Source organism: Shewanella sp. 1311 (assembly GCF_059338235.1).
Genome location: NZ_CM181686.1, coordinates 2858528 through 2872681, shown reverse-complemented (window position 1 = coordinate 2872681; position 14154 = coordinate 2858528). Strand labels below are relative to the sequence as shown.

The window sequence follows — 14154 nt, the reverse complement described above, 5'->3', positions numbered from 1 at the left end:
AGATACAAAAAAGGTCTGCAATGCAGACCTTTTTAATGGGTTAACTTAAGCTAAAGCATAAGCTAACGCCTTAGTTTGAAATGACTTAGCTTGAAATGACTGAGCTTATTGGCCAAAGCCCGTCGCTTTAATATCCACGGTTTGCACTTTGCCATACTTAGCGGCGATAGGTGCAATCTTAGCCGCATTGCCAATCAGCACAAATTGCAGATCTTTTTGCGGGAAGTAAGTTTTCACGAGCCTTTGAGTTTCTTCTAAGGTCAAACCATCCACCTTAGCTTGGAACTCATTGATAAACTTATCATCGAAGCCGTATAGATACATGCCAGACAACAATCCCGCCAGTTGGCCTGAGGTTTCAAACTTAGGTGGGAACTGGCCTTTCACATAGGCTTTAGCCGAATCTAAGGTGGTTTGATCTACGCCTTTCTCCCATAAACGAGCATAGGTTTTCAGTGCGAGATCAATCGCTTCTTGAGTGGTTTCCGTCTTAGTAAAAGTGCTGATAGTAAACACACCCGAGTCGGTATAAGGGCTAAAACCTGAGCGTGCGCCATAGGTTAAGCCAGCGTTTACCCGCAGCTCGTCGTTAAGCCAAGAGGTAAAACGACCACCTAAAATAGTGTTCACTACCGTTAAACCGACATAGTCTGGATTGTCACGACTAATGCCTAAACCGCCGATAACAAAGGTGGTTTCGATTGCATCGGGTTTATCCACCAGCAAAACTTTCGCTGCGGTTAACTGAGGCAAACCTTGGTTTAAGTCAGGCTGCACCAGTTTCTCGCTGCCTTTCCACTGACCAAAGGTTTGTGTCAGCTTGGCCTTCATCGCAGCAACATCAAAGTCACCCACGACGGTAATCGCAGTATTGGCCGGTTGGTAGTAACTCTTATGGAAAGCGCGCAGTTGCGACACTGTCACTTGTTCAAGCGAATCGCTGTTACCCGAAGCCGCATTACCATAAGGATGGGCACCAAATACCAGCTTATCGAAGTAACGACCAATCACCGCCCGTGGGCTTTCTTTATCTTGCTGCAAACCTGCAATCGCGCGTTGCTTGAGTTTATCGAACTCGGCAGCATCAAAGTCCGGCGTTAACATCGCCGCGCTAAATAAGCCCAGCATGACGTCAGTGTCTTTCGCCATAAAATCGGCGCTGAGATAGCTGCCTTCTTTATCCGCTTCAGCGCCTAAACTTGCACCGAGAAAATCCACTTGCTGCTCGATATCCGCCTTAGATTTACCCGCCGCCCCTAACAACAAACCTTCTGCCGTCATTTGCGCCACGCCTGCGGTGGTGTCATTGACAGCCCCCGCACGTACCACGGCATTTAAGGTGACTAAAGGCACTTCGCGCTGCGGCATTAAATACACAGTTAAGCCGTTATCCAGTACGAACTTGTCGTAACTTGGCATCACAAAGCTGCCAGTTTCAACGCGTTTTGGCGCCGATGTCGTAGCACAACCCGCTAAGGCTAAACTTGTGCCTAGGGCTAATGCGGCCATTAACTTAGAAGGTTTCCCGATTGATGCCATCTTAAGTGATTTCATTGAGAGATCTCCTCGTTTGCCGCCAGCACAGCTACAGTGCGATTCGATTTACGTAAATAGGTTTGGGCAACACGTTGAATATCCGCTGGCGTCACCTTGTTATAGGCTTCTGGCGCATTAAATAGCTTGTCGTAACTGCCAAAATACATCTCATAGGTGCCTATGGTATTGGCCTTGCCATTAATGGTTTCCATCGAACGATAGAAATCCATCAACTTGATATTTTTAACTTTATCCAGTTCTTGCTGGGTAACGCCCGTTGTCGCAATCGCATCGATTTGTTCAATCAGTGCCTGCTCCAGCGTCGAGGCTTTCACCTCAGGCGTGGCAACACCCATCACATAGAAGAGGTTAGGATCGACCGACATCGGCATATAGGTTTGCGCTTCTAAGGCCACTTGTTTATCAACCAGTGATTGATATAAACGCGAGCTATTACCTTGGCTTAAAATCGAGCTTAATAAATCCAGCGCATAAAAATCTGCGTGAGTCGCCGCCGGAATATGGTAAGCCAGCATCACATTAGGTGTGCTCACCGATGCCTTTTGCACAAAGGTACGACGCTCGCCCTTTTGCTCAGGTTCTACGGTGCGAATCGCTTTAGGCGGAGTTTGTGCAGGAATAGGCGCAAAGTATTTGTCGGCCAAGGCTTTAACTTGGGCAACCTTTACATCACCGGCAATCACGACCACAGCATTGTTCGGCGCGTAATAGGTTTTGTGGTACTGCACGAGATCTTCCAGCGTCCAAGCGGCAATATCCGACTCATGGCCGATCACAGACCAAGAATAAGGATGAGCTAAAAATGCCACGCCTTTGATTTCGCCTTCAAGGGCATTCCAGTTAGAGTTTTCTAAGCCAGTGGAGCGCTCCGACTGCACTACACCACGTTCGCTATCGACCATAGTTTGGTTGATATCTAAGTTAGCGATACGGTCGGCTTCGAGATCGAACATAGTTTCAAGCGCATTGGCAGGGAACCAATCGGTATAAACCGTCATGTCTTCAGTGGTATACGCATTGTTCGCGCCACCTGCGGCTTCCATAGTGCGGTCGAACATTTTCGGGCCGTACTTTTTTGAACCGTTGAACATCATGTGTTCGAAAAAGTGCGAAATACCGGTGATGCCGGGCACTTCGTTACGTGAACCGACTTTCCAAAACAAATACATGTTGGCATTGGGAATAGAGGCATCTTCTAGCACCATGATTTTCATGCCGTTATCTAGCGTGAAACTCTTAATGTCTTCTGCCGTGGTGGCCTGTGCTTGGCTTAGGGGGTTAAAAAGTCCCATGGCCAACACAAGAGCCGATAGCGTGCGCTTCATCTTGTTCGCTCCTTGCTGTAAAAATTCACATATGAGGGCATATTGATTAACAAATCAAGCGCAGAAAGCGTATCCCGCGCCGATTTTTTGTAAGCTCAAGTTATACCGAAGAGCTTACGGAATAACGTCTGTCCGACTTATTGCGCCTTAAGCGCAGTCAGCGCCACTTTAGTCATGGCCTCAACTCCCACTTTTAACGCACTTTCATCCACATAAAATGCCGGAGAATGATTGCTGGCCGCGGTTTCAGGGTCAGTTCCCTTTGGCGTCACCCCAAGGAAGAAAAACATCCCCGGCGCTTCTAAGGCGTAATAAGAAAAGTCTTCGGCACCTGTAATTAACCCAGGTTCAATCAGCATCTTATCGCCCACCACACTGGCAAGCACAGGACGCATGCTAGCGACTAACTCGGGATTATTCACCACGACAGGATAACCTGGGTGGATCTCTGTGGTCGCACTCGCACCAAGCGTTTTCGCCGATAACTCGGCCATTTCAGCTAAACGCACTTTGATATCGGCGCGCATGGGCTGGTCGAAGGTGCGAATAGTGCCAATCAGCTCGACTTCATCGGGAATAATGTTAGAGCGAATGCCACCATTAACCGCACCAAAACTCACCACGGCAGGGGCTTTAGTGATATCCACCTGACGGCTGACGATCGTTTGCACGTTAGTGATAATTTGCGCCGCGGCGACAATAGGATCGACCCCATTCCAAGGACGCGAACCGTGGGTTTGGCGGCCTTTCACTTTGATCGTAAAGGAATCTTCACTCGCCATCGCCGGACCACTGCGCACACCAATCATGCCACTCGGCATGCTGGAGGTCACATGCATACCAAACACTTGGTCAGGTTTACGCTTAGCAAACAGCCCTTCCTTTAGCATTAACTCCGCGCCGCCTTCTTCCCCGTCTGGCGCGCCTTCTTCGGCAGGTTGGAAGATAAACATCACATCACCCGCGAGGCTATCTTTCACTTTCACGAGGTTTTCAGCCACGCCCATCAACATGGCCACATGGGTATCGTGCCCACAGGCATGCATCACCCCCACCTTTTGATCACGATAGGTATCGGTCGCTTTAGAGGCAAAGGGCAAATCGACCACCTCAGTAACAGGTAAAGCATCCATATCCGCCCGAATCGCAATCAACGGACCAGACTTGCCACCTTTCAGCTTTCCGCCTTTTAAGATTGCCACCACGCCAGTATGCGCCACACCCGTTTGAACTTCTAAACCTAATGATTTCAGATGCTTTTCAATAATCTTGCTGGTGCGAAACTCACGATTTGACAACTCAGGGTGTTGATGCAAATCGCGGCGCCAGTCGATCACCTTTTGTTCCACACCCGCCGCCAACTTAGCCGCATCCGGCATAGCACTGGCCGCCGCTTGCGCCGAACTCAAACCCGCGCCCATAAAACTCAAGGCTAAGGCCGAAGCGATTAAGGTCTTGGAAAAAATGGCTTTGTTTGCAGAAAAGTTAAACCCAAATGATCTTGGGATCGATGATGTTGAGATAGCAGATGGTGATACAGAGGGTAAAGTCATAGCGATAACCTATTGTTGTTTTTATAAGCTACCTAAACTACACGGACACTGAGGAATTGTTAATAGATTTAATGATGAAGGAAAAGAGACTGCGCTTTATTGGAGACCGTCTCTAGTCGTCATTCCCGCAATGCTTGTGGGCGGGAATCCAGCTTTGAGGTAAATCAGTCTGTTCGATCTTGAGAGTATAAAAATTTTTTGCAAGTAAAACCAATACTTAACCAATTGATTTATTATGAAATTAAGTTAAGCACAGCCAGTCATAGGTGCTCGAACGTGGCATCTGCTGTATAGGACCGATCGCATGGATGTGAATAAGCGACCATGGGGCGGACGGTCACTTCCATAGCAGCACTCAGAATGTCTGAACGTCCGCATTTTCTGGCCATGCGTGCACACTTAATTACGGTAGTTGAATCAGTTCTTAAGAGATTTAATTAATTTTAGAGGGGAAACCGCCCCCACAATAGCCGCTAACTGGGCATAAAAGGGCGGATTTTAGGTGGCGTGGTGAATTAACCTAGGTAAGAATAATCACGGACACGCTTGGAGGCTAAGAAGCATTAAGACAGGGCTCAACTGCCATAAAGTTTGCCGTTTTCTCATTTAGTAAAACTGTGACAGCCATTATGAGCCCGATTTTAATGGCCTTGTATAAGGGACAAATCCAATAGTACTTAGCTTATCGGCTCTAACTGTTCGAAGCTAATAGCTTGATCCTCAATTTGATAAATAACTTCTGGGACATAATCGCTGTAGAACCCTAAGGTATAACCAAACTTACGGTAGGCTAACTTTGCTAACGCGGTTAGCGGCAAGGAAATATCGCCAACGGAATGTCCCGCCATACGTGGCAGGCTATAAAATTTATCGTGGGATTGTAGCGCTAGGTACATGGCCTGCCGATATTGGGATTCTTCGGCACCGCCGAAGATTTTCAACATGACGTCAATGGTTGGCAGCGTGACATTCGCGACGTGTTCGTAAGATGCCGTCGATATCTTGTCAAACTCAGTGGCGCTAACGAAATCTTGGATCAACGCTGCCACATCGCCCGCTTTCACACGGAAGAAACCGGCCAAAATATCACTCATCATATGGGATGGCGGATCCAGCTCCCAATTAAAGTTATCGGCCTCCTTGATGCTGACCAAATAGGTCATATCTTGGTACTGATCATGCAGTACCGCACTCCAAAAATAGATAGTCCAGTCTGCATAGGATAAAAATCGGTTATCTGCTGGCAGTGGTTTCAGCACTAAGGTGTCTGCGGGGATCTTGACACTGAGGGTATCGCCATCGGCCATCAGCTTACGTTTATAACCCTTAATACCCAGATAATGCATTTGCTGCAGATGCTCGAAGGCGCGTGCCGGAGCTGCGGCGCCATGCAGCGCCTCTGATGCAAGAGCGAGATGACGATTACTGATACTCAGCAAGTCAATATCTCTGGAATCGATACGGATCATATTCATCACCCTATCCAGACTTTCCAAACGTTCCTGATAAACCCAAGCATGACCTTTGAGCCTTTCTAGATGAAAGGGTAACGGACGGGATAAATCGACTGATTGCATCTTGTTAATACCTCTAAATCAATGCCTTCTAATACTGTGGATATGGTTAACCTTGGGTCAACCATTTCATTACTCTGATTGTCATGTCCAGATCGCTGACCCGTATTCAGCTTATGTTAGGGGCAACCCCAAGAGCACTTAGTTTGTTGGTTCTAGTGATACTAAGAGGTCAAAGCTGATAGCTTGATCCTCAATTTGATAGATAACTTCTGGGATATAGTCGCTGTAGAAGCCTAAGGTATAACCAAACTTACGGTAGGCTAACTTTGCTAACGCGCTAAGCGGCAAGGAAATATTCCCAACTACTTTGCCCGCCATACGTGGCAGACTGTAAAATGTATCGTGGGATTGTAGCGCTAGGTACATGGCCTGCCGATATTGGACTTCTTCGGCACCGCCAAAGATTTTCAACATGACGTCAATGGTTGGCAGCGTGACATTCGCCACATGATCGTAAGATGCCGTCGATATCTTACCAAACTCAGTGGCGCTAACGAAATCTTGGATCAACGCTGCCACATCGACCGCTTTCACACGGAAGAAACCGGCCAAAATATCACTCATCATATGGGATGGCGGATCCAGCTCCCAATTAAAGTTATCGGCCTCCTTGATGCTGACCAAATAGGTCATATCTTGGTACTGATCATGCAGTACCGCACTCCAAAAATAGATAGTCCAGTCTGCATAGGATAAAAATCGGTTATCTGCTGGCAGTGGTTTCAGCACTAAGGTGTCTGCGGGGATCTTGACACTGAGGGTATCGCCATCGGCCATCAGCTTACGTTTATAGCCCTTAATGCCCAGATAATGCATCTGCTGCAGATGCTCGAAGGCGCGAGCCGGAGCTGCGGCGCCATGCAGCGCCTCTGATGCAAGAGCGAGATGACGATTACTGATACTCAATAAGTCCATCGTTCTGGATTCGGTACGGATCATATTCATGATCCAATCCAGACTTTCCAAACGTTCCTGATAAACCCATGCATGGCCCTTGAGCCTTTCTAGGTGAAAGGGTAGCGGACGGGATAAATCGACTGATTGCATCTTGTTAATACCTTCCTCTATACCGAAATGGCAAAGCTATATCGTCATGAGTGACAATGCCACTCAGTAAACATGTCTCTATAGGCTCTATGACTACATTTATGTTAATTACGAAATAGGTGCAAAAATTTAAGTGTCATATTCACTTAACTATGAGTAGCCTCATTTTGTACTCAAGAATTAATATGAGAATAGTTATTTTACTGAAAAATCTACAATTTGTGTATTGCTTGTTAAGCATTTTTCCCTAGTAAAATAATTCTCACAAAACATTGCTGTTACATGTAATTTTTTAGGAACGGGATCATAGATCATTTTAACTAGGTCTTTATCTACTATCTGACCAATAATGCCATAACGAGGCACTGATATTTTTTCGTTTAACGCACAACCAGAATCAAACATGCCATTTATGCCATAGATGACTCCATTTTCATCCTTTATATCAAAACTGATACCACCCAATGGCTCAAAACATAGAATATAATTAAGCTCAACTTCTTTTTCAGAATTATTATATATTGTTATATAAAAGTTATTTCCATTGACCTCAAATTTTAACGCCTCATTTGCCAATACAGAAAATGAGAAGACATGAAGAAAGAATAAAATTAAAGATGTTTTTATCATCCAACGCCTCCTAACTTAGTTCAAATTAACACCCCATCCAAATGCCTTCTATTCCTTTCCATCTGAATTCTGGAATAACAAGTAAAAATGGCTAGCCATAATTAACAATATGATTTTCAGCCTCAAATAGACAACATTAAATTGTCTATTTTGTCGCAATGCCATAGTCAGCACGAAAGGATTTTAACCCTCGGCTTGAAAATTGTAGGGCACGGGTGTCGAGGGCTTTCTCTGCCCAGCCTTTATCCAAAATATCCTTAAGAACCCATTGACCTAGAACACCAGCAAGATGACTGCGACGCTCGCTCCAATCGAGGCATGACTTACATAAAGGACGGCGAGATTGACGTCTTTTCGGTACATCGAATACATCATCTGGTGCACCCAGCAACGAGTGTTCTACGCCACGTTTGGCAAAAAAGGTCATCCCTGCTGCGGTGATTTTTGTTTCGCCCCCTTCATGGACGATCAAATCCTGCCGACTTAAGCTGTCGTAAAGTGCAACACCCAATTCACCCGCGAGATGGTCATAACAAACACGAGCCAGTCTCAATCTAGGGTCCGCAGGTCCATGAATGACCTTAGAGTTCGTAATGGCTGCGCTCATGTTGAGCAGACTTTCCAACAGTTCGGCCACTTGGCGGCTCTGCAGCTGAAAATACTTATGCCTCCCCTGCTTACGCACGAGCAATAGTTCGCCTTCTACCAACTTAGTTAAATGGCTGCTGGCAGTCTGTGGTGTGATATCTGCTTCAAGAGCCAGTTCTGTCGCAGTCAATGCCTCTCCGCCCATTAAAGCTATCAACATACGTGAGCGGGCGGCGTCACCAATCAAGTTGGCAATAAAAGCGATGTTAGGTTCCATGCTTGTAATCTCATTCGGGAACAGTTCGATAACCATCGAAGCATTAATTTTTCTGGTAATTACAATGCAGCTAAAACCTTTACCACACAAGTCAATGGCGCCAAACACTATGAAAATTACCTGTTTTATCGAATACAAAATAGACCCGTTCAAATTGGAACAATTTGCCCAATATGCTGAAAACTGGGGCGATATCATTCCAGCCTACGGCGGCGAACTCCTTGGCTACTTTCTGCCACACGAAGGCACCAACGACACTGCATTTGGTCTCATTAGCTTCGATAGTCTGACCCACTATGAACGCTATAGAGACAAACTGAAGACAGAAGCCGCAGGCAAGGCAAATTTTCAGTTGGCAAAGCAAGGAGAATTTATTTTGAGTGAAAAACGCAGTTTCCTAAAGCCGATAGCAAAGACCTATCAAAGAGCTGCGGAGACAAAACTATGATGGTCGTTATTTTTGAAGTCGTGCCGAATCCCGACTGCCAAGAAAGGTATTTAGAGATAGCCGCCGACCTGAAATCAAGCCTGAGTAACATTGAAGGATTTATTTCAATCGAACGGTTTCAGAGCATGGTCAATCCCGAACGCTTATTATCGCTGTCATTCTGGGAGAATGAGGCTGCGGTACAAGCTTGGCGACGACAGATATATCACCGCGAGGCACAAACTCAAGGACGCGAACAATTATTCGCCGACTATCGCCTGCGGGTTGCCGAAGTTGTTCGTGACTATGGCATGTTCGACCGTGCTCAGGCACCAAGGAGTAACTGATATGCTGCTACTTGAGTAGCGGATCACGCAACACATAGCCTTAGCTGCAAAGGACATGATTTTAGTTAAACCGCTACGACTGCATTAATTTACTTTATGCATCTCTTTATATAAAAACACTACGTCTTTATCGATGATTTCGAGTCGCCAGCCATAGTGATGCGCGAGCCATTCAAAGGTCGCTTCGGCATAAAAGTTGATGTGGGTGGGATCGTTTTTATAGTGCCAGCGGGTAAATGCAGTCTGATCTTGTACGCGTTTAGTCATCACAGCCAAAATGCCGTTGGGTTTTAATAAGCTATCAAGTTGAGCAAGCAAACCTGCGGCATCGCTCACATGCTCTATGACTTCAGTTAACGTTATAAACTCGTATTGGCGAGCCAAGGCTTCAGGATTGTTGGCGTAATAAAGGTCGTAATTATCGATTTGATAGCCACGCGCCTTTGCCATCATACTCAATGCCTTGCCTTCGCCGCAGCCAAAATCGAGCCCTTGGGCCGAAGTGCTAACACGGCTAAGTAGTGGCTCAAGTGTGCGATTTAAAAAGGTTTGATAGCCAAGATCATTGGCATGATTCTCGTGCTTATCGTACTCGGCTTTTTCGGCCTCGGCCGAGAGATAAAACTCAGGAGGCACGCTAACCAGTTGGCAGGTTTGGCATTGGCGATAGTCGCGCTTTTTATCCTGATGATAAGCGAGTAATTCTGTGCCGTGGCATAAGGGGCAGATATTCAACAACAATTCCTAGGGATAGTAAGGTGCAATTAATGAGAGTAGTCGCAATGCCAACAAATAAGGCTAGCACTGCCTAGCTGAAATCGACGGTGTCGATGGCCCGCTTAAGGCTTTGGGATTTTACGCTCTTTTGCTGCGGCTTCTTTTGCTTCCCGTAAATATTTTTGCTCGCGACTTTCCCTCTCGTCGAACTGTTTCTGTGCCTTGAGTTTTTGCTGAGCCTCCCAATCATTGGTTTGGGACTGCTGTTTGATTTTATCTTCTCGCTCTGCAGTCTCCTTGGCGGCTTGGCGCGCCTTCTCTAATTGGGCCTGCTCTAATCGCTGGGAGTCTATACGGGCCTTATCGGCTTTTTGCTCTAGAGTTAATTTTGGCTTTGGCGCATCGGCGGCATTAGCCACGGCAAGATGAATGCTGGTAATCAGTATGAACGACATCAACATTTTAGAGATGAGCACCTTAGATAAATGCGCCATTTCCGGCCTCCTTTATTTGGTCATCGGATGGATGAACGATAACAGCCAACTCAAACACGATGCGAAAAACATAGCATAAAATCTGTCAAAGTTTGAAATATGCAGCAGGTGTTCTTAAAAAATATGCTTAAATACAAGTCTTAAACTACACTTTTTGAGTTTCTATTTGAGTGAAACAACAATTAGGTTTATTTTTAACCCCATTGGAATGATGTACTATTGGGCAACTTCGTATCAACGAAGACCTAAAAAATAGGATGTGACCTTATATGTGTCACAAGGGAGTATCCTAAATGATCAGATGGCAACACTTACTTAAGAAACTCAGTACGGATGATCCAGTACTGCAAGAAAAGCTGTCGCTCTGGCAAGCACATCCCCACAAAACTCCCCTAGCCTTAATTCAAGGCTTCAGCTTTATTAGCGCCAACCAAGCGACACTCGGTTATTTTGAGACTGAGTATGATGCCTTTGTGAATGCGACTCCCTATGACTTTTCTCCGAGAATTCAATCATCCGGCCGTAACAGTGTTGAATATGCGAGGGAAATGATCCTCGAAGCCATTGCAGGAAATAATGTTGAATTTAACTGGCTACACTTGAGTCAACTCGGCAATGAACTGCCAACTCGAGTAAACCTTTATCGCTGCTATCTGCAGCAACAGCCCGTTGTGCTCGTGGAATTTCAAGCGCTCAATCGCCGTAATCAAATGCGCGAAATTATTACCGATGGCTTTGCTCATATTCCTAAAGAGATTTTGTCGACGACGCTCGAGGAAAGTGCCGAAGCTGTGTATATCACAGACTCAGATGATCAGATTTTGGCCGTTAATAAAGCTATGTGCCGTATTTGCGGTTATAGCGCCGAGCAGCTTATCAGTAAAACCCCTGAATTTTTAGAGTTGAAAAGCCATCATTTAGGGACAGAAACCGAATGCCAAATTGCACTGAAGCAAAGGGGCTTTTGGCAGGGTGAGACCTGGAAGAAACGTTCAGATGGTAGCAATTTCCCTGCTTGGCAGAGTAGCCGTAAAATCATTACCGAAGATGGCGCTCACTATAATGTGAATATTTTCAGTGATATTAGCACGAAAAAGCTGCTCGAAACTCAGCTGACGACCCGTGCTATGTACGATACCTTGACTGGATTGCCTAACCGATTCCACCTTAAGCAGATCCTCAATACAGCCCTCGAAAAACTTAAAACCGATCCCCTCGCCCTCGGTGCGCTAATGTTTTTAGATCTCAATGGGTTTAAAAATATTAATGACAGCTTCGGCCACTCCATGGGCGATAGAGTGTTACAACTTGTCGCAGCCAGACTCGAAGCCGGTTGTATCGAAAAAGCCGACATAGCCCGCATGGGTGGAGATGAGTTTACCTTAGTACTGCAAGACTGCAGCTGCAAAGATGAAATCCAACTGTTTGCAGAGCAGATACTTAGTCTATTTGAGAGCCCCTTTGAAATTGAAGGGCAAAAGTTTTTCCTCGGCACGAGTATCGGCATTGCGCTATTTCCGACCCACAGTGATAAAGCGGGACAACTGATTAGCCTTGCAGATACAGCCATGTATTGTGCTAAAAAGAGCTTACCGCACCTCGTGTTTTACGATAAGGCTATGAGCCAAGCAGCAGAATTAAAGCTGCAGTTAATCAATAGCCTAAGGCATGCTCACAGCTTAAAACAATTCACTCTCGCCTATCAAGCCATAGTGGATTTACACACAAATCAAACGATAGCTGCTGAAGCCCTACTGCGCTGGCAAAAATCACCTACCGAGTATTATGACGCCGCCGATTTTGTTCCATTGCTGGAAGAGACAGGGTTAATTGTCAGTATTGGTCAATGGGTATTGGAACAGGCTTGCGTGCAAGCGGCACAATGGCGGGCACATAATCAGGCAGACTTTAGAATTTCAGTCAATGTGTCGCCACTGCAATTGGAACACTTAGATTTTATCGACCAAGTGATTAATGCTCTGGAAATGGCTAATTTACCTGCTGAGGCACTGATTTTAGAAATCACCGAATCGGCACTGCTACGCCAACCTGAGCAAGCACGACTCACACTCAATCGCATCAAAGCCTTAGGTGTCAGCATTGCCATTGATGATTTTGGGACTGGGTTATCTTCACTCAGTCGCTTAGGCACTTTGCCCATAGACAGTGTAAAAATTGATGCCGAGTTTGCCCTACGTTTAAACGAAGTGTCAGGACAAAAGCTCTGTAATGCCATAGTGCAACTCGCGCAGGCACTGGATATTCACTTCGTCGCCGAAGGCATAGAGACTCAACAACAAAGAGACATAATGACAGACATGGGCCAAGGTTTTGCCCAAGGATTTCTTTTTGGCTACCCGAGTTCAGTCGATAATTTCACCCAAACCTTTCTTACGGAAAAACATATAGCTTAAAGCTCGATAGCCCTGCCAGCACGCCATTAACTAATTGTGATTAACAATGGAATCACTCCCCTGCAAAGCCAGTTATTGACTGGCAAAGCCATCGCATCATTTGCTCCGAACAATGAACATATATACAACTGTTTTATCGGATGAGCTTTGATTAAAATTAGAGGCTAAGCAGAAATATTGCTGCGATGTCATTGCGGAAAAACACAAAGCTTAAAGCTCGATAGCCCTGCCAGCACGCCATTAACTAATTGTGATTAACAATGGAATCACTCCCCTGCAAAGCAATTGGCTGGCAAAGCTATCTCATCATTTGCCGCGCAAATGAATCCTTATTATTAAACCGTATTTCACACTAAGTTAGCGTGATCTGAATAAGATTTTGACTAATTTAATTCGTACGCAGTATCAAAACCCAATAACTTAAAGGCATTAATTCAGACCTAAAACCTCTAAGGCTAAATAATGTCAAAACATTCACTTAGTCTCGCCGTTAGGTTTGTTTGAGTTCTGATAACGAGCCTGCACAGTGCTCGGCATCGCCTTAATCCGCAGTTCAACCATAGCATCAAATGCCGTCATTAAGGGCTGAACATCAAGCCGAGGATTAAGGGCGCTTAGCATATAAGCACAAGCTTCTAAGGTCGATAAACTGTCGCAACGACTCGACTTACGGATCCGGTAGCGCGACTCATAACCTTCAGCCAAATGCACCGCAGGATACTGGGTTAACCAAGGATTCAGCTGCAACATCTTAAACGCCTTGCGCCAAGTACCATCGAGTAAGAGCAATACACAATCTGGATTGATAGGCTGCTGTTCAACACTCACACTTTGCTCAGAGGGATAGACGAGATAAATCGGCTTATTACACGCCGCTAAATGTTCCCGTAAACCATTGAAGTCGGCCTCGCTTTCGCCCACATAAACTTGCGTTTCAGCAACAACAAGACTCAATACCCGCACACTATTTTTTTTATGTTCGACTTCACTCGGGTGCTGTAAAACCACCAACTGAGTCATTGGAGAGATAGGCTGAACACTCGCACACAGACAAGCATTCTGGGGATAACGACAAATAGCACAATAGTGACGGGACAAGCTTTACCCTCGGTTTGAGTAAGTTATTTTACGAGTATACCAAAGGATAAAGGGGTATTAGGCACAATAAAAAATACCCACAGATCGCGGTCAAACAAACTGT

General features: G+C 45.7%; 13 protein-coding genes. 3 read left to right on the top strand and 10 right to left on the bottom strand.

Annotated features, from left to right (window positions below):
* Positions 1–105 precede the first annotated feature (105 nt).
* The 7 genes from AC5YB3_RS12920 to AC5YB3_RS12890 form a co-directional block, all read right to left on the bottom strand.
* Positions 106–1539, bottom strand: a complete 1434-nt coding sequence (locus AC5YB3_RS12920; protein WP_494527186.1) for a M16 family metallopeptidase — start codon at positions 1537–1539, stop codon at positions 106–108.
* Between the two features lie 11 nt (positions 1540–1550).
* Positions 1551–2882: a M16 family metallopeptidase gene (locus tag AC5YB3_RS12915; RefSeq protein ID WP_012090519.1), complete on the bottom strand. Its 1332-nt coding sequence runs from the start codon at positions 2880–2882 to the stop codon at positions 1551–1553.
* Positions 2883–3019: 137 nt separating this feature from the next.
* Positions 3020–4435: an amidohydrolase gene (locus tag AC5YB3_RS12910; protein WP_494525457.1), complete on the bottom strand. Its 1416-nt coding sequence runs from the start codon at positions 4433–4435 to the stop codon at positions 3020–3022.
* Positions 4436–5112: 677 nt separating this feature from the next.
* A complete protein-coding gene (locus tag AC5YB3_RS12905; RefSeq protein WP_494525456.1) occupies positions 5113–6012 on the bottom strand; it encodes an Imm49 family immunity protein in 900 nt (299 codons plus the stop codon).
* Positions 6013–6150: 138 nt separating this feature from the next.
* Positions 6151–7059, bottom strand: a complete 909-nt coding sequence (locus AC5YB3_RS12900; protein WP_494525455.1) for an Imm49 family immunity protein — start codon at positions 7057–7059, stop codon at positions 6151–6153.
* Between the two features lie 195 nt (positions 7060–7254).
* Positions 7255–7689 (bottom strand): hypothetical protein, encoded by a 435-nt coding sequence (locus AC5YB3_RS12895; protein WP_012586460.1) that lies wholly within the window; start codon positions 7687–7689, stop codon positions 7255–7257.
* Positions 7690–7834: 145 nt separating this feature from the next.
* Positions 7835–8554 (bottom strand): ArsR/SmtB family transcription factor, encoded by a 720-nt coding sequence (locus AC5YB3_RS12890; RefSeq protein WP_259483584.1) that lies wholly within the window; start codon positions 8552–8554, stop codon positions 7835–7837.
* Positions 8555–8618: 64 nt separating this feature from the next.
* On the opposite strand from AC5YB3_RS12890, the gene AC5YB3_RS12885 reads away from it, so the two are divergent.
* Both AC5YB3_RS12885 and AC5YB3_RS12880 read left to right on the top strand, forming a co-directional pair.
* Positions 8619–9002 carry an NIPSNAP family protein gene (locus AC5YB3_RS12885; RefSeq protein ID WP_427648807.1) on the top strand — a complete coding sequence of 128 codons (384 nt, stop codon included), beginning with the start codon at positions 8619–8621 and terminating at the stop codon, positions 9000–9002.
* Positions 8999–9328 carry an antibiotic biosynthesis monooxygenase family protein gene (locus AC5YB3_RS12880; RefSeq protein WP_259483585.1) on the top strand — a complete coding sequence of 110 codons (330 nt, stop codon included), beginning with the start codon at positions 8999–9001 and terminating at the stop codon, positions 9326–9328. The genes AC5YB3_RS12885 and AC5YB3_RS12880 overlap by 4 nt, the downstream gene beginning before the upstream one ends.
* A gap of 84 nt (positions 9329–9412) precedes the next feature.
* Here AC5YB3_RS12880 and AC5YB3_RS12875 read toward each other — a convergent pair whose 3' ends face one another.
* Both AC5YB3_RS12875 and AC5YB3_RS12870 read right to left on the bottom strand, forming a co-directional pair.
* Positions 9413–10063, bottom strand: a complete 651-nt coding sequence (locus AC5YB3_RS12875; RefSeq protein WP_494525454.1) for a methyltransferase domain-containing protein — start codon at positions 10061–10063, stop codon at positions 9413–9415.
* 104 nt (positions 10064–10167) lie between these two features.
* Positions 10168–10539 carry a hypothetical protein gene (locus tag AC5YB3_RS12870; protein WP_494525453.1) on the bottom strand — a complete coding sequence of 124 codons (372 nt, stop codon included), beginning with the start codon at positions 10537–10539 and terminating at the stop codon, positions 10168–10170.
* 293 nt (positions 10540–10832) lie between these two features.
* Here AC5YB3_RS12870 and AC5YB3_RS12865 point away from each other — a divergent pair, with 293 nt between their 5' ends.
* A complete protein-coding gene (locus AC5YB3_RS12865) occupies positions 10833–12953 on the top strand; it encodes a putative bifunctional diguanylate cyclase/phosphodiesterase (protein WP_494525452.1) in 2121 nt (706 codons plus the stop codon).
* 474 nt (positions 12954–13427) lie between these two features.
* On the opposite strand, the gene AC5YB3_RS12860 is transcribed toward AC5YB3_RS12865, so the two are convergent.
* Positions 13428–14051, bottom strand: coding sequence for a tRNA-uridine aminocarboxypropyltransferase (locus AC5YB3_RS12860; protein ID WP_494525451.1), 624 nt, complete (start codon positions 14049–14051; stop codon positions 13428–13430).
* Between the last annotated feature and the right edge of the window lie 103 nt (positions 14052–14154).